At 64.3% G+C, this 20824-nt stretch carries 19 protein-coding genes and 1 tRNA gene; 6 read left to right on the top strand and 14 right to left on the bottom strand.

From position 1 onward, the window contains the following. The 14 genes from VT84_RS22720 to VT84_RS22660 all read right to left on the bottom strand — a co-directional run bounded on the left by VT84_RS22720 (nucleotide 1) and on the right by VT84_RS22660 (nucleotide 11735). The gene (locus VT84_RS22720; protein WP_157469726.1) at nucleotides 1–363 is read right to left on the bottom strand and encodes a hypothetical protein; all 363 of its coding nucleotides are present in this window, start codon (nucleotides 361–363) and stop codon (nucleotides 1–3) included. After that, the gene (locus tag VT84_RS22715; protein WP_082841090.1) at nucleotides 360–575 is read right to left on the bottom strand and encodes a hypothetical protein; all 216 of its coding nucleotides are present in this window, start codon (nucleotides 573–575) and stop codon (nucleotides 360–362) included. Before VT84_RS22715 ends, VT84_RS22720 begins: the two co-directional genes overlap by 4 nt. A 99-nt stretch (nucleotides 576–674) precedes the next feature. After that, the gene (locus tag VT84_RS22710) at nucleotides 675–1937 is read right to left on the bottom strand and encodes a hypothetical protein (RefSeq protein WP_082841089.1); all 1263 of its coding nucleotides are present in this window, start codon (nucleotides 1935–1937) and stop codon (nucleotides 675–677) included. 75 nt (nucleotides 1938–2012) lie between these two features. Further along, a complete protein-coding gene (locus VT84_RS22705) occupies nucleotides 2013–2519 on the bottom strand; it encodes a hypothetical protein (protein ID WP_082841088.1) in 507 nt (168 codons plus the stop codon). 71 nt (nucleotides 2520–2590) lie between these two features. Continuing rightward, nucleotides 2591–3451 carry a hypothetical protein gene (locus VT84_RS22700; RefSeq protein WP_082841087.1) on the bottom strand — a complete coding sequence of 287 codons (861 nt, stop codon included), beginning with the start codon at nucleotides 3449–3451 and terminating at the stop codon, nucleotides 2591–2593. After that, the gene (locus VT84_RS22695) at nucleotides 3451–4959 is read right to left on the bottom strand and encodes a phage portal protein (protein WP_082841086.1); all 1509 of its coding nucleotides are present in this window, start codon (nucleotides 4957–4959) and stop codon (nucleotides 3451–3453) included. The genes VT84_RS22700 and VT84_RS22695 overlap by 1 nt, the downstream gene beginning before the upstream one ends. A gap of 73 nt (nucleotides 4960–5032) precedes the next feature. Next, nucleotides 5033–6337 carry a terminase large subunit domain-containing protein gene (locus VT84_RS22690; RefSeq protein ID WP_162271812.1) on the bottom strand — a complete coding sequence of 435 codons (1305 nt, stop codon included), beginning with the start codon at nucleotides 6335–6337 and terminating at the stop codon, nucleotides 5033–5035. After that, nucleotides 6309–6767, bottom strand: a complete 459-nt coding sequence (locus tag VT84_RS39710) for a hypothetical protein (RefSeq protein ID WP_162271811.1) — start codon at nucleotides 6765–6767, stop codon at nucleotides 6309–6311. Before VT84_RS39710 ends, VT84_RS22690 begins: the two co-directional genes overlap by 29 nt. Nucleotides 6768–6790: 23 nt before the next feature. Next, the gene (locus tag VT84_RS22685; protein ID WP_082841084.1) at nucleotides 6791–7588 is read right to left on the bottom strand and encodes a sigma factor; all 798 of its coding nucleotides are present in this window, start codon (nucleotides 7586–7588) and stop codon (nucleotides 6791–6793) included. Nucleotides 7589–7832: 244 nt separating this feature from the next. After that, nucleotides 7833–9098 (bottom strand): AAA family ATPase, encoded by a 1266-nt coding sequence (locus VT84_RS22680; RefSeq protein WP_082841083.1) that lies wholly within the window; start codon nucleotides 9096–9098, stop codon nucleotides 7833–7835. Beyond that, nucleotides 9095–9445: a hypothetical protein gene (locus tag VT84_RS22675; protein ID WP_082841082.1), complete on the bottom strand. Its 351-nt coding sequence runs from the start codon at nucleotides 9443–9445 to the stop codon at nucleotides 9095–9097. Before VT84_RS22675 ends, VT84_RS22680 begins: the two co-directional genes overlap by 4 nt. Before the next feature lie 126 nt (nucleotides 9446–9571). Next, nucleotides 9572–9994: a hypothetical protein gene (locus VT84_RS22670; RefSeq protein ID WP_082841081.1), complete on the bottom strand. Its 423-nt coding sequence runs from the start codon at nucleotides 9992–9994 to the stop codon at nucleotides 9572–9574. A gap of 356 nt (nucleotides 9995–10350) precedes the next feature. Continuing rightward, nucleotides 10351–11544, bottom strand: a complete 1194-nt coding sequence (locus VT84_RS22665; protein WP_082841080.1) for a tyrosine-type recombinase/integrase — start codon at nucleotides 11542–11544, stop codon at nucleotides 10351–10353. A gap of 118 nt (nucleotides 11545–11662) precedes the next feature. Beyond that, a tRNA-Lys gene (locus VT84_RS22660) sits at nucleotides 11663–11735 on the bottom strand. 204 nt (nucleotides 11736–11939) lie between these two features. Here VT84_RS22660 and pheT point away from each other — a divergent pair. From pheT to VT84_RS42375, 6 genes are all read left to right on the top strand, one after another. After that, a complete protein-coding gene (gene pheT, locus VT84_RS22655) occupies nucleotides 11940–14567 on the top strand; it encodes a phenylalanine--tRNA ligase subunit beta (protein ID WP_157469724.1) in 2628 nt (875 codons plus the stop codon). A gap of 362 nt (nucleotides 14568–14929) precedes the next feature. After that, nucleotides 14930–16087: a hypothetical protein gene (locus VT84_RS22650; RefSeq protein ID WP_082841078.1), complete on the top strand. Its 1158-nt coding sequence runs from the start codon at nucleotides 14930–14932 to the stop codon at nucleotides 16085–16087. A gap of 397 nt (nucleotides 16088–16484) precedes the next feature. After that, nucleotides 16485–16769, top strand: coding sequence for a hypothetical protein (locus tag VT84_RS22645; RefSeq protein WP_082843377.1), 285 nt, complete (start codon nucleotides 16485–16487; stop codon nucleotides 16767–16769). Beyond that, nucleotides 16766–16993 carry a hypothetical protein gene (locus VT84_RS22640; protein WP_052552385.1) on the top strand — a complete coding sequence of 76 codons (228 nt, stop codon included), beginning with the start codon at nucleotides 16766–16768 and terminating at the stop codon, nucleotides 16991–16993. Before VT84_RS22645 ends, VT84_RS22640 begins: the two co-directional genes overlap by 4 nt. Nucleotides 16994–17036: 43 nt before the next feature. Further along, the gene (gene mgtA / locus VT84_RS22635; protein ID WP_204249625.1) at nucleotides 17037–19673 is read left to right on the top strand and encodes a magnesium-translocating P-type ATPase; all 2637 of its coding nucleotides are present in this window, start codon (nucleotides 17037–17039) and stop codon (nucleotides 19671–19673) included. A 911-nt stretch (nucleotides 19674–20584) separates the two neighbouring features. Beyond that, a complete protein-coding gene (locus VT84_RS42375; protein ID WP_082843375.1) occupies nucleotides 20585–20710 on the top strand; it encodes a helix-turn-helix domain-containing protein in 126 nt (41 codons plus the stop codon). The last annotated feature ends 114 nt before the right edge of the window (nucleotides 20711–20824 follow it).

Raw genomic sequence — 20824 nt, 5'->3', positions numbered from 1 at the left:
TTACCCCTGGAACTTGGAACACACGAGCCGGTGCCGCTGCGGTCCGTTCGCGTCGCGGTCCCGGATGCCCACGATCTGGACCGTCCACTTCTCGCCCGCGTAGGTCACCCGGTCCTTGATCGCCGGGACGGTGCCGTTCAGCTTCGCGGTCCATACATGGAAGACCGTCGCGTCCTTTTGCAGTAACCCCTTGCTGATGAACGCACTGAGCGCGTCGAGGTCTTCCTTGGTCACGTCGTTGCGCTGGGCGTATGAAACCGCGGCCGGCGCGCTGTACGTGTTCTCGGTGAGGCGCGATTCGTAGCTGATCGTGATAGGGTCGTCGATCAGTGCCCAATCCCCGGACAGGTCCAGCGCCATCACAGCACCATCTTCGTGGACACGATGTAAGGGGCCTGAGCGTTAACGGTCTTCTGCAGCGCGTCGATGAGCTTCTGTAGGCCCTCGCGCCACTGGTTCCGGTCAACCCGCTTCCCGTCCAACTCGTAAGACGGCTGCGGGTTCACCGAGTCGGCCGCCAGCGCCGCAGCGTATCCCGCGATGGTGGCGTTCAGGTTGTCGGCAACGGTCGGCATGGTCTAACCCTTCTGCAATCGACCGGAATTCCAGTCGATTAGACGTCCATCGGAATTCCGATGGACCCGATGTCTATGGGAATTCCCATAGACCCGTTGTTACTCCTTCGTACCCCGGTACATGAACCGCGGTTCCTTGGTGAACGGGACGCCGTGTTCACGCGCCACCCAGATCCCGACGATTTCGCGGCGGGCGTCTTCGCTGGAGAGCGGGGCGCTGTTGACCTGGAACGGGATGATCTGGCGGTACCGGAACGCTTGCTTCGGGTCGCCCATGTACCAGCGGGCCGGTGCGTTGGTGGTGCTAACACCGGCCGCGATCAGCCGGTTGTACCAGATGCGGCTCAGGACCACGGGGTTGATGGGCCGGATCAGGCTGCGCTGCGTCTGAGTCAGCGTGTTACCCGTATCCGTCACTCGCCGCACGAACTCCGGGTACAGGACCGATTCCAGGTTCATCTGGCGCTGCGGCATCACGAGCAGTTGAGGCGCCGCGACGGTGATCTCGAACCCGGTGCCGGGGTCCGTGTTCCCCTCGAGGATCTGGAACGCCGTGTCGATGTTCGCGTAGTTCGTGAGCTCGTTGGTGGACGAGTTCGTGTAGTTGTTCGGGATCTCACCGTTCGTCGTCAGGTACGTGTTTGCGGCGTTCCCGTCGCGGCTGTACGTGTTCGTGATGCCCAGCACGCAGTCGGCCTGGCGCACTTCCTTGTTACGCGCGACCGCAGTCCCGGCGTTCTTACAGGACGATTCGAGCATGTCGGTGCGGTCGTAGATGAACGTCTTCTCGTTGATCTGGATGACGTTCCCGTACCGCTGGTTGTCGGGAATCTCGACGTAGGTTTCCTTGAGCCCCACGGTCGGGAACGGCTCACCGTCGAGCAGGTCACCGGACACGCCGCCGTCGTTCATGACGCCGATCATCTTCCCGCCGTTGACTCGCTCCTGTTTCACTTCCATGAGCGAGTCGCCGATGAACTCGGGCGCGGTGTACGCCTCCATCGTGAGGGCATCGACCAGCCCCGCGACGGTATCGGTGAACGCGCTGATCCGGGCGAAGTGCGACGGAAGCACAACCGCGCCCTCGGCCTCGGAGAACGTGCCGAACTGTTCCCGCAGTGCGAACGCGCGGCGAATATCCGAACCGCCCACCTCGCGCCCCAGGAACGTCATCGCGATCTCGCGCGCGTCCAGTTGGAGTGGGTCAATGAGGCGCTCGGCGCGGTTGAGGAACGGCGAGCCGTTGTCGTCCTCGGTGATGCCGAACATCTCGCGCAGTTGCCCGCGGTACCCCGCCAGGCCGCGCCCCTCGTTCATGTTCTGCTCAAGGATCTTCTTGAGCTTGTCGGCTAGGTGAGCCATCGCGGTAGTACCTCGAGCAGTGTGTTGGTGGTGAGCGAGTTCCGATATCGGAATTCCGATATCGAAGGTGTGGGGTTACGCCATCGTCTGCGGGCCGGCGTGCGTGGTCGTCAGGGTGCCAGCCAGTTCAAAGAACAGTTCCGTGGCACCGATTTCCGCGCGCCGGCTGAGCCGCCCGATCGCGAGGTTCGGCGTTGCGACGATCTCGACGATCTGGTCGGCCAGTCCGTCGGCCCCGCCCACACCGGTCCCAGCGATCCCGACGTAGGCCCCGGGATCGGACGCGGAACCGAGGGCCGCACACGGGTACTTGTACTCCCCGCGGCTCGCGATCAGGACGTCGCGCGTATCCCCGGCGATCTTGGCGTCGAGCGCCACGCCCAGGAACACGTCGTGCCCGGCCTCCTGGTTCTGGGCCTTGGTGCCCGCGTCCGCCAGCGCGCTAGCGGGGCTCGCCTTGTTCGAGGCGAGGATGAGGAAGTCGCCGGCGTAGATCGCACTGGCGACGGTACCGGAGACGCGCTTCGGTTGCGGCATGCCGCTGATGAGGCGTCCGGCGTTGCTGTATTTCGCGTCGGCCACGGTTCGTCTCCAGATGCGTGAACGGGGTTATGTGGGCAGTTGTCAACCAGAAGTTGATGACTGGTTCGGTGTTACTTCCGCAGCCACTTCTTGAGCGCGGCCTTGTCCTTGGGCGGCGCGTCGAGTTGGGTTTGCGTGGTGTCGGTCTGCTCGGTTAGGGTCGTCGCCTGAGCCTGTTGGCTCGTGACGTACTTCTTCGGCTTCTGCTGCAGCGCCGCGACCGTCTTCGTGAGGTTCGTCACCTGTTCGGTGAGCGCCTTGATCGGGTCGGTTTCGGTCTGCTCCTTGACTGGCGTGGTCGGCACCGCCGCTCCTGCAGCCGCTGCGGGCTTGCTCAGTTCCTGCAGCTTCGCCTTCTTCCCGGCCGCGTCGAGGGCCTCGTCGTTGAGCACGGCCAGAACCGATTGCTCGAACTCGTCGGCCACCGCCGTCGCGTCCGTTTGCTCGCGCAGCGACGTCGCCGTTGCGGGATCGCTCACCAGGTCCACCGATTCAACCTTGTCGATTTTGGTCACCACTTTGACACCCTCTTTCACGTGGAACTGGCCGTCCGCCACGTGGCTGAGGCCAAAGAAGTTCAGGCCGCGCTCCAGGTCTTCCTTGAGCATGGCCGTCATCTGTGCCTGCGATTCCAGGTACACCAGGTCGCCGCGCAACTCCTTCTTGCCCGGCTCGAAGCGGACGTTCTTGAGCCGCCCGAAGCGCTCCGGGGCGTCGCGGTGCTTGATTTTTTCGCGCGCGTGGGAGATGTAGACCGCTTTGCCCTCGTAGAGCGAGACGGCGCCCTTCATCGCGCCCTCGGTGTAGAACCGCTTGTTGCGGCTCTTCTGCCCGAGGATCTTCACGTTGGGGAGTACACCGTTCGCGGGCGCGCTAGCGTCTTCCCAGAGCGCGGTTTCAACGAGCCGCTCGGTTTTGATGAACTGGCCCATTACGCTTCGCTCCCCTGGTCGCGCTTCATCTGGCCGCCTGCGGTCTGCGGTTGCTTCGCCGCCAGGTCCGCTTCCTGTTGCGCGGCTTGCTCTTCCGGCGACGGACCGGCCGCAACGAAGTTGGCTTGTTCCTTCTCGTAATCGAGGCCCTCTTCCGCGCTGATCGTCTGCGGGCTCTTGATCTTCGCCTTCCGCAGGATCTCGTTGCGATGGGCCTCGTCGAGCTTCTGCCGGACGACGGGTACGGTGTAATTCACGTGCAGGTCGATCTGGTCCAGCACGTCCATCGGGATGTTGTCGCGCTCCTGCTCGGCCGCGATCTCAATGACCGCGGTGAGCACATCGTCCACGTACTCGGACAGCACGCTCTGCTCGCCCTCGACGAGCTTGATGAACGGGCTTTCGGCCGTGAGCGACGATGCGTAAGACGACGCGGTCGAGTCGCCGGAGATGAGCCAGTACGGGGCTTCGAGTGCCGCCGCGGTCGCTTCGAGCGAGAGCTTGACGCTCATCGCCGCCGCTTCGGAATTCGGAGAAGGGGGAGGCGGTTGGTACTCCAGCCCCTCCGGGATGTCCTGGACGGTGCCGGGTTCGATCTGCTGATAAGTGACGTCCTGGGTGCCGTTCGGCGTCGAGCGCTGGAACGTGCCCGAGGCCTGCGCCGACTGGAGGCTCTGGATCGCGGTAGCCGGCGCCTGCGCGAATTGCCTGACATATGCGATCGACGCCCGAACCTTCTCGCCTTCACGGGAAGCGTAACGCAGTTTGTTCCCGCCCTGCAGCTCGTCGATGCACGCGGTGAGCGCGGGTAGGCCGCGCTTCTGATTCAGGTTCGTGCCGCGCTTCAGGTGGAAGATGAACTGTGCGGGGACGCGGCGCTCGGTGTTCGTGCTGTAGTCGCGCACGTTGTACGCAACGGGTACGCCGGGGCGATCGGGCCGCGTGAGGATGCCCCAGGACCACGGCCCCTCAAAGGACTGGCCCTCCGGTGGAACGATCGAATCCGGCTCGACGAACTTCACGGCCGTGATACCGTCGTCCATCGGCGTGAGCTCGATGAAGCACTCGCCGTCGGTCAGGTACCGGCGGTAGATCTCCCGCTCGATGATCTTCCAGCGCGAGGCCTTCTTGAACTCGTCGAGCAATGCGGTCACGGCCTTGGCCAGCGCAGGCGGGGCTTCCTTGTCGGGGTCGGTGCTTTGCACTTCCTGCGCGCTACCGCACCCGACGACGTAGCGGCCCATGCCGTTGATGCCGCCCGATGCGTTCGGGTTGCGCTCGTACAGGTAGCGAGAGACGTGGCGGACGCGGTTGAGTTCCTGGAGCGTGCGGATCGTCTGGAGCTTGTCCGGGAACAGTTCCGGACCCCAGACCGGCGTGAGCGGGCGGCCATTCCACGTGTTGAGTTCGTAATCCGAGACGGGGGTGCCGTAGATGTCCGATTGGGACGCCTCTTTCAGCGTCCCGCGGAACCAGTTGACCGGGTTGAGCTTCGCCCAGAACGACATGGGACACGTGCCCTGTTGCGCGCGGTAATACTGAATGCTACGCCGTTGCGCGTTGGGGCGCAAGTCGGGGGAGCTATGTGCGAAGCACCTTGTTGTCGCTGGGCCGCTTTGTACCGGTGAGGAGGAGATTGAGGGCTTGCGTGGCCATGCTGACGGCGTCGGGGCCGTCGTCGTGTGCCCCGTTGGGGATCTCCTTCATCTGCTGGAGCGTGAGTTTGTTCGAGACGGTTTGCCCGACGAAGTGCAGCCGCTTCTGTGCGAGGAGCGGCCCCAGATCCACCTGAATGCGCGCGTGCTTGCTCTGGTCCGACGGTGTCAGGTGCAGGTCGATCGGCACGTCTAGTCCGACGGCGTTCAAACGCTCCTGGATCGCGAGCCCGACGGCCTCCTGGAACTGGTTCGATTCGATGATGAACCGGCGGTACGGGCGCCCCTCGTTCTTGGCTGCGCCGACGATCGCGACCGCACGTGCGTAGAGCGCCGGGAGCGGTTCTCGCGCGAGGTGCATCGTGGCGTAGATGTGGCGGTCGCTGAACAGCGACAGGTCGCAGAACGCGCCGTAGTCGCCGGCCTTGCCCGTCTTGCTCTTCGAGGGGTCGAGCGAGAGGACGCGGAACTCTTCGCGGTTGCGGCTATTGAACGGCAGTTCTTCCACCCACATCCACGGCCCGAAATACTCGTCCGGGAACGCGCGCAACGAGCCGTCGCCAGTGGGCGAGCAGTTGTAGAGCGCGTCCCAGATGTGGGACTGGCCGCGCAGCTCGAACGCGCGCTTCTTGGCCTCGTACCACTCCTGGCTGTACTTCGAGAGGAACAGGCCCTCCCCTTCGGCGCGCCCGAGTGCGTCGTCGGCTTCCGCGATCGCGGGGAAGCGCAACCGCACCCACTGGTCCGCTTCGTTCGCGAGCAAGCGCCCGAACAGATCGTCGGGGTGCCACGGCGTACCGATGAGGATCACGAACCCGTCCGGCGTGAGGCGCGTTTCGGCCGCGGCGCTGTACGTGTCCCACACCTTATCGCGTATGCGGATGGAACCGCTGTCCTCGCTGCCCTTGAACGCGTCGTCAATGATGATGCCGGTCGCGGCCCGGCCGGTGACGGTGCCCTGGATGGAGGCGCTGTACATGTGCCCGTCGGACGTGGTGCGCCAGTTGTTCTTGGCGTTACTGTCGCGGCGGACCTGGAGGCGCCCGGACGGGTCGAGGTGTTCGCGGAACTCGTTCACGTAGTCACGCGCGATGCTGCCGTGGCCGCTGGCCAGTTCCGCGCCGTAGGAGAGCAACATCAGCTTCGCGCTCGGATCTTGCGCGAACACGATCGGGGGGAACAGGCGGGACGCGATGAGGGATTTAGCGTGCTGTGGGGGCAGTTGGATCATCAAACGGCGACAGGGTTCCCCGTTCGGAAGGGTCAGTTGCTTCGCCAGGAGCTTCAGGAGGTTCCCCTGGAGCGCGTGGTGGCACCTCGCCCACTTGTAGTGCGGGTGCGTCAGCCGCGCCAGAGCCAAGGGCGTGAGACACTGCATCGCAAGCCTCGTCGAGCGCGAGCGCGGCCGCCATCACCTTCGGGTCGGAGAGTGCGGGCGGCGGGGGCGTGGTGGAAGAACTCGTCACGGACACCTCGCGCGGGAGCAGGCGCCCGAGCAGCCGCGCGAACTCGACCGGGTTGGTTCGGCCGAGGTGCACGAGCCAGCGGACGCCACCGAGTTTGTCGAACGCGGCAAGAACCGAATCACGCACCGTCTTCGTGGACTTGTTCAGCGCGCCCTTCGGGCGGCCCTTGCCCGCATTAGGTGGTGGTTGTTTCACAGTAAATTCGCCTATTTTGCTGATTATGCGGCCAGTTTGGTGCGGGGGCGGGGCCGTGGCACCTGAACGCGCTGAGGGATGAGGCCCTCGCGCTTCAGGTGCGCGAAGGTGGCGTCGAGGTCGCGCCCGGGTGTGTCGGGGTCGTAGAAATCGGTGAAGGCCTCGATCGCGCGACCCGCGGCAAGAGCGGCGCGGTCAAGGGAGCCGTACCTACTCGCGGGAAAAGTACCCAAGCTGATTTGCTGGGACGGCGGCCCGATATTGACTCGGGCCTGGTAACACCGGCTCTTGACGAATCGAACGCCGGCGGGGAGCGTGCGATTAACCTGGCTGCGCGGCTGCTGAAACGGTGCGCCGTTAACGAACCACGTGTCAAGGTCGTATCGCGACGGGATCGAATACGCGAAGTCGGAGCCGGTACCGGGACTCGGCTTAATGGCACTCAGATGAGCAACGGGCACGGGCGTGAAACGGCCGTCGGCGGAGCGGAGACCGGTAAACCCGTTGGTGAGTTGTTTCGCGTACTCGCGTTTGGCCTCCCTGAGGAGACTGGCGTACGAGTAAGTGATGAACCGGACGCCCAAAGAGGGATCGAACGAAGCGGCCGCCCCGCAGAGCTGGAGCGCGAGGTGGCTGAGCAGGTCCTCGCGCTGGTGAGCCCAGCAACGGGCGGCACGCTTGACGACGTGCTTCAGCATCGGCATGTGCCGCTCGACCAGGGCGCGCTGCTCGTCGGTGAGTCGCTTCATCGTGGTCTCGGACGCGAGGTTCAGGTGTTCGGATCCGAACACCTGATCCGGATCATCAGTGAGTCGCTTCATCGTGGTCTCGGACGCGAGGGGCGTGAGACCAGGATAGCGCTCCCAGTTCCGGAGCGCAACAGGGCCGGGTGTGGGGAGCCGAAACAGGGGGTACCCCACCCCCAAACCACTCCTCCACTACTACACTACATATATTATTATATTATATATATTATATAAGCAAGTGGATTGGCGAGAGAGAGACTGGTGTAGTGGTGGGGTACCGGCGGGGGTATGGGGTGTGGTGTGTCGAGTGCCCGAGTCCCTATTCGTCGCCCCGGAAGTCGGGTAATTCCGGTCGTGGCTTCCAGGTATGGCAGGGACCGGGACCGGACCACCAAGCGCCGGGTGCGTACACGGAATTACTGTGAGAAATGACCCCCTCTTCCTTGAGCCGGGCCTTGGCGAATTTGAGGTTGTCGAATGTGAAGCCCTCGGCGCGCCCGGCCTCGGCGATCTCACTAGATGGGTAAGCGTACTTCTGCAGGAAGTTCCGGAGCCACTCTTTGCACCGGTCGAGCTTGGTTTGGCCGTTATCCGATCCGGTGCCCGACTCCTTGCGGGTTGGGGGCTTCATCGCCTGGTTGGGATCGACGGTGCGAGGCGGGTCGAATTTGACGCGGCGCAATTGAGAGCGAAGTGTCTGCCGATCGGTGGCATTAAGATGGTGGCACTCGGGAGCTGCAAAAAAGGCATCCATTTCAGCATCGGTGAGCGGAACGAGGGAAAAGGGGATCGTGGAACGGTCGAACCCGGGCAGGTTCTCTTTGACGGGCATGAAGAGCCTCCTGCTAGAATCTTCGGGATCCTCGGAGACGGCATACGCGGCGCGCACCGTGTCACGGTAAGCGGCACTCCCCGCGAAGCGGTCAACGGCGTCGCCAGTGGACTTATTGAGGTGCGCGATCATCACGATCGTGACGCCTTTGGATTCTGCCAACTCACTCAAGGGATCAAGGACTAATCGCAACTCACTCGCACGATGGTCATCGACCTTGGCGCGGCCCACATAGGACGCGATCGGATCGAAGATAACGAGCTTAATGTCGGGGGACTGTTCGAGTCGTTCGCGGAGAACTCGGATGTGATCCGGGGTGAGCATGAACTCGGATTTGCAAGGGCCGCGCTCGACACCGTCGACAAAGGCAACGCGAAGCAAATCGGCTTGGGCCGCAAGAAGCCCGGGAAGCGCGGTATCGTCGGCACCGTCTTCCGAGGCGAAGAAGAGCACCTTCGCGCGAACGGGATCAGGATAGGAGAGACCGAGCGCACAGCGGCCCGCGGAGATGTCGGCCGCGATCGCCCGCCAGAGCGTGCTCTTTCCGCTACCGCCGCGCGCGCCACAGAGAATGAGCTTGCCAAGGGGAATGCGGCCCGGGACAAGGTACTGCATGGTCTGTATCCTCCTGCCAGCAAAAGGAATGACATTAAGAGCAAGCTTGGGCACGGCCGCAGGTTCGTCGGGGCGATGAAGTTTCACCTCGGGCCTCGGCTGCGCGAGTCTTGCTGACACCTCGTCGCGAATATTCATGATGAGCGGGTCTTCGTTATGGCCCCGACGTGCGAAGCCAGTTGAAGGAGGGCGTCTTCGAGTTCCTTGATGCGGAGCTCTTGTGAATCGAGTTGATCGCGAAAAGCGGGATACAAGTAGAGCTCGAGCGCCGCAGGGGACCACATCTTGGCGAACCTGAGGTCCATCAAGAGCGCGTTCGCGCGATGATGCTGGAACGACACGATATCGGCCTGGCACTTGTCCCGCCGAAGTTCGGCCTCGGCGCGCTGACTCGCAGTGCCATTGATGAGCGCAACATGGTGATCGCGGTTCGCGTCGTCGAACGCGAGGAGCAGCTTCGCGTAGGTCGAGAACGGCTCACCCAAGGCCTCGATTCGATCAACGGGCTCGCCCGGTTCGGGCAAGGACCGGACGGAATGCGTTGCGTCTTGAGCGAGCCGTACCACGATGGAACTCAACTTCGGGTGTGGATCTTGGCGAAGGACCGGGAATCAGTTCGCGCCGAGAAGAGCGCCCATCTCAGCACTGGCCGCTGCCTGGGCGCGGGTGCGCTGCGCGGGAGTTTCGCGATTGCGGATCTGACCCGAGACCGGAGGAGTCTCGTTCTGAGCCGCAATAAAGCGGATGACGGCCTGCTTGGAGGTGACGATCGAACCAGCCAGTCGGATGTGCTCGAGGTGAAGGCGGGTGCCGTCGGGTAGGACGATCCCGTCAAGGCAGTGGCGGCGAACGGTCGCGTAATTGGTTTTGCGGCCGTAGAGTTTGGCCGCGTCCTTCATGCTGATAAGCCCCTCGTCGGTGAGAGCCTCGACGAGTTCAGCAAGTGGCTTGATAAGTTGTTGCCTGTGAAGTGTAGTAGCATCGACTTTCAATCCATCCATGTCGGCAACAATCAACTCGGCCTTGGCGGACATAAAGAGCCTCCTGTGTTGAGACACCTCATTTATGCACGCTTATCGGCGCTAGGCAAGTACCGTAGAAGTGCTGCGAAGTGCTAGTAAGCACTGTTAGTCATGAGTAGTAGTGGAAGTGGTGAGATGGCCGAAGTATGACAAGATGCGACAGGAGATACAAGATCGCGACATCAAGGAGCGTCATTGGGATGTCAAGAAACGCAAAGGCCGCACGATGTTAATTCAAGTGCCTATCCAGTGACTGTTCAGTGCGTGATGGCGCCCCAACTGGGGCGCCATCCGTGGTCCGCCTGTGGCCTCACATCCGGAGTATTCGGACCAAGATTTTTTTGGAATGTTCGGCGACCGCGAGCGGATCAACCCACTTCGCGGGCCACCTGTAGCGCTCGTGCCAGATCGCGCTCGGCGTAAACTTGCGTCACATTCGCGCTCGCGTGCCCGAGGAGCACCTGGGCCGCTTCGAGACCGAATCGCCGGCGGACATCGGTCGCGTAGGCGTGCCGGAGCTGGTTCGGGTGCCAGTGCGGAACCAAGGCCTTCAGGGCCGCCTTACGGACGGCCTGGCTGAATGAGTGGGCAGAGTACTGGGCCGCGGGTACGCGCAGCGGGGTGGGGTTCCGACGTGAGACTTGCGAGGGCGGCACTTTGGTTTTACGCCGGGTGCGAGACAGCGCGAATCGCTCTTCACGAGCCCGGGCGGGACTGAATACGGGCGCTGCGGGCTCGACCGGGCGCGCATCAAGGAAAGCGCGGAGAACAAGTTGGGCGCGCGGACCGAACGGAATGACGCGATCGAACCCGTGGTGCTCCGTCTTGTGAACCACGGGGCGATAGAGCCAAACGGCGTCGGACGCATCGACATCGGCCATGCGGAGCGCGCAGATCTCGCCGGGGCGGCACCCGGTGAGCCGCTGGAGCTCGATCATCGCGGAAATGTGCGCGTTGAGGAACCGGAGCGTCGCGGTGACGTGGTGCGCCGGAACCGGGGTGATAGGGTCCGTCTCACGGGCCTCGGTGCGGCCGCGCTGTAAGCCCTTCAGTGTGCGAAGCGCCTCGAAGACCGTGACGGGAACGAGTTCTTCGGCGACGGCCCATTTGAACGCGCGAACGATCCGCCCGATGCGCTGATTGACCACGTTGCGGGACAGGCCGGTTTTGACCATCTCGGCGCGAACGGTCGCGAGGGCGCGCGGGCCGAAGTCGGAAGCCGGGATGTGGCCGTAGAGCGCGTGGAGCGGGCGCGCGGCCCGCCGGAACTCGTTGTACTCCTCGGACGGTTTGCCGGTGCGGGTCACGTAGTGCTTCGCGGCGTGCGCGAAGAACGCGAGCATGACCTGATCGATCGTAGTTGGGGGAGTACGAGGCGATTTACCGCGGACGGGAACAGAAGGTGAATGGGACAGTTCCGCGATGATTCGCGCGAACTCGGCGCGACTTTCCGGGGAATTGAATTTGCCAAGGCTAACCCACCGACCGTTGACCCAGCACCGGGCGAGACCGGTTGCTTTGTGGTGCTTATATGTGGGGGTCGGGTTCTTGGGACGGGCCATGCGGAGCACTCCGTTGAGGAGTTTCCGGGAGGGGCTCCCAGAAACTCGGCTCTTCGGGCTGCTCCGTAGACCACCTACGGGTTGGCGTAAACGCCTCAGCCGATTGGACTTCTGTCAGTGCCCCCTCTCGGGCTCGAACCGAGGACCCGCTGATTAAGAGTCAGCTGCTCTACCAACTGAGCTAAAGGGGCTTAACGCTCATTATTCTGGGGAAACCAGGCCCGCACTTCAAGGGGGCCTCGTCGAAAACTTCACTTCTCAGACACACGATTCCTCCCTCGGGTTCGCCCCCGCTTTCGCACGCGCCCGCGAACCGCCGCGAACCACTGACGCCCCCGGACCCGTCTCCATACGATGTCCGCATTCGATTCTCAGTGAAACACAAGGCCCCCGCCATGCTCGTTCCGCTGTCCTGGCTCAAAGATTACGTCCCGCTCCCGGCCGATCCGGGCGCGCTCGTCGAGCGCCTGACGATCGCCGGACTGGAATCGTCGGGGGTCAAGGTCTTTGGGTTCCCCGTACAAGGGACGCTCCGCGTGAAGCCGGAGGACGCGGGGCTCGTGTGGGAGCGCGACAAACTCGTCGTCGCGCAGGTACTCGAAATCACCAAACATCCCAACGCCGACAGTCTCAAACTCGTCAAACTCGACCTGGGCACGGGCGCGCCGAAGACCGTCATCACCGGGGCCGAGAACATTGCTGTCGGCCAGAGCGGGATGAAGATCATCCTCGGGCTGTGCGGGTCGCAGTACTTCTTCACCGGTAAAGACGGCAAGAAGACCGTCATGACTCTGGTACCGAAGCGCTTGCGCGAAATCGACAACGACGCCATGTGCATGTCCGACTTCGAGTTGGGCATCGCCGAGGAGAGCGAAGGCATCATTATCCTCGACGACGCGGACGCGGCTCCGGGCACCCCGGCCCAGGACGTGCTCGGTGAGATCGTCGTCGAACTCGACATCCTCCCGAATATGGCCCGGTGCCTCTCGATGATCGGCATCGCGCGCGAGGTGGCCGCGCTCACCGGCGTGAGTGCCACGATCGCCGAACCAAAGGTCGAAACGGTCGCGGAGAGCATTGAGGGTAAGGTTCGCGTCGAGATCGCGGACCCGAAACTGTGCCCGCGCTACACCGCGACCGTCATCCGCAACGTGACGCTCGGGCCGGCCCCGCGCTGGATGCGCTCGCGCCTGCACTACGCGGGCATGCGCCCCATCAGCAACGCGGTCGACATCACCAACTACGTGATGCTCGAACACGGCCAGCCGCTACATGCCTTCGACTACGACGTGCTCGTAACGCGCGCCGGCGGTAAGGCCCCGACGATCATCGTGCGCCCCGCGAAGCCCGGTGAGGTGCTCAAGACGCTCGACGGCCAGGACCGTGAACTGTCGCCCGAGAACCTCGTGATCGCCGACACCGCCGGGCCGATCGCGCTGGCCGGCGTCATGGGCGGCGCGGAGACGGAAGTCGGCGCCGCGACCAAGACGATCCTGCTGGAGAGCGCGTGCTTCGACTTCGTCAGCGTGCGCAAGACCGCCCGCCAGTTCAACCTATTCAGCGAGGCGAGCACGCGGTTCAGCCGCGGCGTTCACCCCGAACAATCGCTCCTGGCCGCGGTCCGCGCCGCGCAACTGTTCCACGATCACGCCGAGGGGGAAGTTCTCACGGGCGTAGTCGACGAGTACCCCGCGCCGCTGCCCCCACAGGTGATCGACCTCGACCAGAACGAGATCCGGCGCCTTCTGGGGTTCGACATCCCGAGCGCCGAAGTCGTCCGCGTGCTGACCGCGCTCCAGTTCCAGGTTGAGCCGGACGGGGACGACGCCTGGACCGTTACGACCCCGCCCACGCGCCTCGATATCCAGGCCGGTGCCGCGGACCTCATTGAAGAACTGGCCCGCGTGTACGGGTACGACAACCTGAAGGAGCGCCTGCTCCCGCTCGAACTCCCGGAGCCGAAGGGCAACCCGGACCTGGAGGGCGAGGACCGCGTGCGCGACCTGCTTGCCGACCAGGGGCTGCAAGAAGCGATCACGTACTCGCTCAGCAGTTTGGAAGCCGAAGCGAAACTGGGGGCGGGGCAGAACCCCTCCCCAACCCCTCCCCTAAACGGAGAGGGGCTTAAAACCGCCGATGATTTTTCTCCCCCTTCCTTCCTAGGGAAGGGGGTTGGGGGGTTAGGTTCTGCTGATTTCGTCGCGCTACTGAACCCGCTCTCGCCGGAGCGCGGGGTGCTGCGGCGCACGCTGCTCCCGGGGCTGCTCGCGGTCGCGCAGAAGAACCTCGAAGCCGCCGACAGCGTCGCCATGTACGAACTCGGGTTCGCGTATCTGCCCGTACCCGGCGCGAGGCTCCCGCGCGAACCGCGGAAACTGGCCATCGTCTTGTGCGGCCGGCGCACCGGGGCCGCGTGGGACGACCCGCAGGGCGCGGTCCCGGCGCGCTACGACTTCTACGACCTCAAGGGCGTGGTAGAGGCCCTCACAAGCGACCTGCACCTGTCCAGCGTCACGTTCGCGGCGACCGGCACCGTGCCCTGGCTGCACCCGATGCGGGCCGCCGAGCTGCGCGTGAACGGCACCGCGGTGGGCGCGTTCGGCGAACTGCACCCGAAGGTCGCGGCGCAGTTCCTGCTCGGGGACCGGGCCGTGCAGGTGGCCGAATTGGACCTCGAAGCGGTACTCGCGGCGGTGCCCGCGCGCTACGGGTACAAGCCGTTCAGCACGTTCCCGCCCGCGAAGCGCGACGTGGCGGTCGTGGTGGCCGACGCGACCCCGGCCGAGGCGGTGCTGGCCGAGATCCGGGCCGCCGGGGGCGAGTTGCTCACCGACGCGGCCCTCTTCGACGTGTACCGCGGGACCGGGCTGCCGGACGGCACGAAGAGCCTGGCGTTCGCGCTGACGTACCAGGCCCCCGACCGCACGCTCGGCGAGAAGGAGATCGTGAAGGCCCACGAGAAGGTCGAGGGCCGGCTGCGCCATGTGCTCAAGGCCCAGATCCGAGGGAAGGATCTGGCGTAACGGCCGTTGTTCAGCAGATTTCACCGCGGAGGGCACGCGAGGGCACGGAGAAAGACCGGAGCAGAGATCGTTCCTGTTTCTCGTCTTCTCCGCGCCCTCGCGTGCCCTCCGCGGTGAACCTTTCTCCCTCCCGCGCGGCTAACATTTGCTCACATTTCCGGACCGGGCCGCCGCGCACTGCGATTTCTCCCGGGAAAAACGACATCCGTCGCTCCCAACGGCTAACATTCGTTGTTTGTGACCTCACGCCCATTCGTACCGGAGGCGCCCGTACTCTCGTGGGATTTTACGATATTGGTAGATGTGACATCAATATCAGTAGTGGAAATAAATATAATTTTCTAATAAAGTGTGGGCGCGTCATGGGAATGTACCCGATCGACGAACTGGCGGGATCCCTCGTTCGCCGGCTCTCACTACGGGAGCGCGCCCTCATAACCCGGCAACAGGCACTCGACGGATTGCTCGCGGCCGTCGTCTGGACGGTTCACGACCACCCGAACCAGCGCCCCAAAATCGTTGCGGCCTTGAGCACCCTCACGCCGACCGTCGCGGCCGAATTGATCGTGTGGTTGGCGCACAAGCGGGCCGCCGATGGAACTTGGCTTTGGCCCCCGACCGGCGGGCACGGCGACTCAGGAGGCTCCACAAAGTTCACGTCAGCCGGCCCAAATCAAGTAGCGGTGTACCAGACGGTGATTCGCTTGCTAAGGGGACGCGTCGCCGATCGCCCCGGTACAGACTTCGCCCCCGACCAGGAGCGCACGCGGACCGAGCGCCGCCGAGAACTCCTGGACGCCGTGCGCGAACACGCGCTACCTTTGGGACCGTTCGGCGATCTCGACGAGCGCAACCGCTTGGAGCGAGGGTGGCAAGACACGTTGACTGAAGAAGACTGTCTTGAGTTGCTCCGATGGCTACGGGGAACAGACCTGACTACCCGCGCGGACGTATGGGATCGGGGCGCGGTCGCAGAAATCCCGTACCATGTCGGCCGGGTCGGGCGCCGGTGCGGTGGGCCGCGGTTACTCTCTTTCCTGCTGGATCTTTTGGGCGACGCACTGTTGTATGAGCCTGCATTTGATGTGATCTTCGAGATCGAAGAATCTGTCGAGTACGAAAACCTGTTGGCAGGTGCAACCGTTGGATCGGTCCCGATTCACGTCGAACTCGCACGGATGGCGACACCGATTCAGGCCGAACGGCTCCGGCACGTGGCGTGTTCGCCCGGCCACTCTCACAATGCCCGTACCGCAATCCGGGACATCCTACGTAACATTGCGCTGATCCGTGGTGCCCCATCCCGGTTCGTCATGTTCTCCCCGGATTGGCGCACTGACACTGCGGTCGCGATCGCAAGGCGGGTGTCCGAGTCCCGCGACTTTTCTGCGCTGCCCGTTCTGGCCGATGCGTTACAAGACGCGGGCTGCGACAATAATGACGTGCTAAACCACTGTCGCGAACCGGGTGCCCATGTGTGCGGGTGCTGGGTCGTCGACCTGGTGTTGGACAAGGGGTGAGGGCTGCCGATGACCGAAGCCGAGTGGCTCGCGTGCGAGGAGCCCGGGAAGATGTTTGAGTTTCTTCGGGGGTAAGGTAACCGCCCGGAAATTGCGGCTCTTGTTGTGTAGTTCGGCGCGCCTCCTTCCGGCCGTACTCATGTCCGATGATCTGGTTGAGTCATTGAGTTGCGCCGAGAGGCACGCAGACGGACTAATTTCATTGGATCAATTGAACGCATTTCGTAATGGGCGCGCCGTCCCCCGTTCACGACGTAGGGCTCGGGAATACAGTAGCCTCGTGTTGTGTTCTCAGGGCATGTTGTGGGAGTCGTGCCAAAATTTCTGCGCCGAAATTGTTCGCGCGCGGATCACTGCGTTTGAGGCGTCAAATTGGGACAAGCGAAAAGAGGACCGGATGAGACTCCTGAGCGCGGAGCGCCCGATCGTTACGAACTTGATCCGCGACCTCTTCGGCAATCCGTTCCGCCCCGTGTCCTTCTCACCCGCATGGCGCACGTCCACTGTTCTCGCGCTCGCCTCCCAGATGTACGAGTTACGTGACTTCAGCGCGTTACCCATTCTGGCGGATGCGCTCCAGGACGCGGGCAGCGACAGTACGGGTGTGCTGGACCACTGCCGCGGCGCCGGGCCGCACGCGCGCGGGTGCCGGGTCGTGGACCTCGTGTTGGGCAAAGAATGAGGGCGCCGGTAACCGAAACCGAGTGGCTCACGGGCCGGTACCCGTGGCACGCGCTCGAGAACCTGAAAAACGAACCCGGGAAGCGCAAGCGGCGCCTGTTCGCGTGCGCGTGCTGCTACCGGCTCATGGACCTGTACCCGACCACCGAGGCGCGGGCCGCGGTGGTCGCGGCGGGGCAGTTTACAAACCTTGACCGGGTGCCTTCCGTAAGTCACCCGGGATGAGCGGCAGTGGTCGCCGACCGCCACACGAAACTGGGGTGAACCCGTGCCTTCGCTGCCGACGCCCGTTCTGCCCAAGCGACTCCCGCACGGCCCGCACCCGGCCGTCGCGGCCGACCACGTCTCGCCGCTGCTGGTCGAGGCATCCGCCGCCGACCCCGACGCGGCGCTCCAACAGTTCGGCACCTCGGCGGCGGGGCTGGCGGACGAGGAGGCCGAGCGGCGGTTGCGGGAGAACGGCCCGAACGTCGTGGCCCGTGACGAGCGCCACCCGCGCATCCGCCTGCTCCGCAAGGCACTCGTCAATCCGCTCGTCATCCTGCTGGTCGTGCTGTCCGCCTCGTCGTTCCTCACCGGCGACCCCCGCGCCGGGTGCGTCATCCTCCTGATGGTGCTCCTCGGGGTCGTGGTGCGGTTCGTCCAGGAGGCCCGCGCCGACTCCGCCGCGGCCAAGCTCCGGGCGATGATCAGCGTTCACGCCACCGTTCGCCGCGGCGGGCGGGCGCGCGAGGTGCCGGTCGCGGACCTGGTGCAGGGGGACGTGGTCGAACTCGCGGCCGGGGACATGATCCCGGCCGATGTGCGGCTCCTCGCGTGCAAAGACCTGTTCGTCACCCAGGGCGGCCTGACCGGGGAGTCGTTCCCGGTCGAGAAGTTCGCGGCCCGGGAGGACGCCGCCGGCCGGTCGCCGCTCGAACGGACGAACGTCTGCTACCTGGGCACCAGCGTCGAGAGCGGGGCCGCCACCGCCGTCGTCGTGGCCACCGGGCTGACGACCTTCCTCGGCGGTATCTCCACCACCCTCGTCGAGCCGCAACCGCCGACCAGCTTCGACCGCGGGGTGACCCGGTTCACGTGGCTGATGATCTACTTCATCTTCGTCATGGTCCCGACCGTCTTCCTCATCAACGGGCTGACGAAAGGGGACTGGGCCGGGGCGTTCTTCTTCGCGCTGGCGGTCGCGGTCGGAATGACCCCGGAGATGCTGCCGATGATCGTCGCCGTGTGCCTGTCCAAGGGCGCGATCGGGATGTCCCGTAAACGGGTGATCGTCAAGCGGCTGAACGCGATCCAGAACCTGGGGGCGATGGACGTCCTGTGTACGGACAAGACCGGCACCCTGACCCAGGACCGGATCGTCCTGGAGAAGCACTGCGACGTGACCCTGAAAGAGGACGACGAGGTGCTGCTCCTCGCGTACCTCAACAGCCACTTCCAGACCGGGCTGAAGAACCTGATGGACCGGGCGGTACTGTCGCACGCCGAGGTCCACGCGCACCCGTCGTTCGCGGACTACGCCAAGGTCGACGAGATCCCGTTCGACTTCTCCCGCCGCATGATGTCGGTCGTGGTCGAACGGCCCGGGGCCGGGCACCGGCTGATCTGCAAGGGCGCGCCGGAGGCGCTCTACGAGCGGTGCGCGAACTTCGAACTCGACGGCGAGATTCAGCCCGTCAACCCGATGTTCCGGGCGGACCTCAAAGAGGAGTTCGACCGGCTCAGTGCCGACGGGTTCCGCGTGCTCGCGGTCGCGTACCGCGACTTCGACGCCCGGCCGGCGTACTCGAAGGACGACGAACGGGACCTGACGCTCCGCGGGTACGTGGCGTTCCTCGACCCGCCCAAGGACACGGCCCGTGCCGCGATCGCCGCGCTCCGGGCGGGCGGTGTCGCGGTCAAGGTGCTGACCGGGGACAACGAACTCGTCAGCCGGAAGATCTGCCGAGACGTGGGCATCGCCACGGACGCGGTTCTGGTGGGCAATCAGGTCGAGGGGATGTCCGACGCGGAGTTGGCGGCGGCGGCGGGCCGGGCGACGCTGTTCGCTCGGCTGTCCCCGGCCCACAAGCAGCGGGTGATCCGGTGCCTACAAGGGGCCGGGCACGCCGTCGGGTTCCTGGGCGACGGGATCAACGACGCCCCGGCGCTGCGGGGCGCCGACGTGGGCATCTCGGTGGACACCGCGACCGACATCGCCAAGGAATCGGCGGACGTGATCCTGCTGGAGAAGGATCTGTTGGTGCTGGAAGAGGGGGTGCGGGAGGGGCGGAAGGTGTTCGCCAACATCCTGAAGTACGTCCGGATGGGAGCGAGCTCGAACTTCGGGAACATGTTCAGCGTCCTCGGCGCGAGCGCGTTCCTGCCGTTCGTGCCGATGCTCCCGATCCAGGTTCTGGCCAACAACCTGTTGTACGACTTCTCCCAGGTCGCGATCCCGACCGACGACGCGGACCCGGAGCAGGTGGCCAAACCGCGCCCGTGGTCGATCGGCCAGATCACCCGGTACATCCTGTTCATCGGCCCGTGCAGTTCGGCCTTCGACTACGTCACGTTCTTCATCATGCTCTACGGCTTCGGGTGCTGGGACCCGGCCAACGCGTCGGTGTTCCAGACCGCGTGGTTCGTCGAGTCGCTGCTGACGCAGACACTGATCATCCACGTCATCCGGACGAATCGCATCCCGTTCCTCCAGAGCCGGGCCAGTTGGCCGCTGATCGTGTCCACGATCGCGGTGATGCTCGTCGGGGCGTCCCTGCCGTTCTCCCCGGTCGGCCCTCTGCTCGGGTTCGCCCCGCTGCCGCTGCTGTACTGGCCGCTCCTCGCGCTGATCCTGTTCGGGTACGTCCTGCTCACGCAGGTGGTGAAGACGTGGCTGGTGCGGAAGAGCTGGGTAACCGGGTAGCGGGAGGAGGTTACTCGAGTCGAGATGGGTTCCCTTACACGCCGCCGTGCCGCCCGCTCAGCCCTCCTGATTTCGGTCCTCTCACCTGGGACTTACCACTATTACGGCGGCGCGCAAGGTGCGCGGGGCGGAAGCGCTGAAAATCTCAGCCAATCGTTGCCTGAACGCCCTCAATCAATGCGTACCTTGCGCCGCCGTAATATACCGTCCGCGCGAGCGGTATTCAAAAGTCACTGACCTCGCGCAATGGGTTCAACCCCGACGACGCGAGGGGCAACGGCGGGCGCTGCGAGAGTGAGACGCGCAACCGATGTGGACCGTGTAATCGGAGCGACGGGTCGGCAACATCCGAGGTCGCCGCCGGGACTGCTGTCGGGCACGCACCGCACAACTAGCATGTATAGAAGTGATATCCAGGGCGAGGTTTCTTGGCGACGGACCAACCACCTCTTCGGATAGACAACTTTTTGCAGTCGCTCGGGACGGGGCGCGCGAAGAAGTGATTGGCCGCGAAGCGGGCCGGACTGTAGCGACGGTGCACTACTCCGTCATCGGACCTGCACGTTCCCCGGGATCGATCCGTTCGCCCGCCCCGGGGCGCATTGATGGGGTCGTTCGCGTTGAACGAGAAGTCAGCGATCGGGCCGTTGTCGGATTGGTTGCCGAGTCGCAGGTTGTCGAATCGAACGCGGAACACGTCAATCGCGCCTGCTACGGCAGGCTGAACTCTATCCACGCACCCCACTTCGGGCCTGCCGATCCGCCACCGTTCGTATGCAGTACCCGATTTCGCAAGAAGTCGAACATTCGATTTTATAAACGAAATTTTGATTGAAATGGCAACTGACTTATTTGGCGTCGTGACACGCCGCCGACGGGCCAACTGACCGCCAGAAGGGTCAAGTCATCCGATTGGGGCACTCGCCGGCGACCGCGGCGCCCGCCTCGAATACCCCCGCACCCGTGCGGCCGAGTTACTGGGCATCAGCCGCCGGCAACTGTTCGACAAGGTTCGTGCTTACGGCCTCGACGGATGATCGTGGGCGCTTGTGCCGCACGCTCTCACCGTTTTCTCACTAGCATCTGCCGGTCCCCATCTCTAGCATCTCTATTCGATTCCGATCGTGCGTAGACGCACGAATCCCGCCACC

This window comes from Gemmata sp. SH-PL17 (genome assembly GCF_001610855.1).
GTDB lineage: Bacteria > Planctomycetota > Planctomycetia > Gemmatales > Gemmataceae > Gemmata > Gemmata massiliana.
This window is presented reverse-complemented; position numbering and strand designations above follow the sequence as displayed.

Bases quoted from the DNA above. Each gene is read 5' to 3' on its own strand.
- VT84_RS22715 (WP_082841090.1), bottom strand. From the start codon at position 575: ATGCCGACCGTTGCCGACAACCTGAACGCCACCATCGCGGGATACGCT.
- VT84_RS22710 (WP_082841089.1), bottom strand. From the start codon at position 1,937: ATGGCTCACCTAGCCGACAAGCTCAAGAAGATCCTTGAGCAGAACATG.
- VT84_RS22700 (WP_082841087.1), bottom strand. From the start codon at position 3,451: ATGGGCCAGTTCATCAAAACCGAGCGGCTCGTTGAAACCGCGCTCTGG.
- VT84_RS22695 (WP_082841086.1), bottom strand. From the start codon at position 4,959: ATGTCGTTCTGGGCGAAGCTCAACCCGGTCAACTGGTTCCGCGGGACG.
- VT84_RS22690 (WP_162271812.1), bottom strand. From the start codon at position 6,337: ATGATCCAACTGCCCCCACAGCACGCTAAATCCCTCATCGCGTCCCGC.
- VT84_RS22685 (WP_082841084.1), bottom strand. From the start codon at position 7,588: ATGAAGCGACTCACTGATGATCCGGATCAGGTGTTCGGATCCGAACAC.
- VT84_RS22680 (WP_082841083.1), bottom strand. From the start codon at position 9,098: ATGAATATTCGCGACGAGGTGTCAGCAAGACTCGCGCAGCCGAGGCCC.
- VT84_RS22670 (WP_082841081.1), bottom strand. From the start codon at position 9,994: ATGTCCGCCAAGGCCGAGTTGATTGTTGCCGACATGGATGGATTGAAA.
- VT84_RS22665 (WP_082841080.1), bottom strand. From the start codon at position 11,544: ATGGCCCGTCCCAAGAACCCGACCCCCACATATAAGCACCACAAAGCA.
- pheT (WP_157469724.1), top strand. From the start codon at position 11,940: ATGCTCGTTCCGCTGTCCTGGCTCAAAGATTACGTCCCGCTCCCGGCC.
- VT84_RS22650 (WP_082841078.1), top strand. From the start codon at position 14,930: ATGGGAATGTACCCGATCGACGAACTGGCGGGATCCCTCGTTCGCCGG.
- VT84_RS22645 (WP_082843377.1), top strand. From the start codon at position 16,485: ATGAGACTCCTGAGCGCGGAGCGCCCGATCGTTACGAACTTGATCCGC.
- VT84_RS22640 (WP_052552385.1), top strand. From the start codon at position 16,766: ATGAGGGCGCCGGTAACCGAAACCGAGTGGCTCACGGGCCGGTACCCG.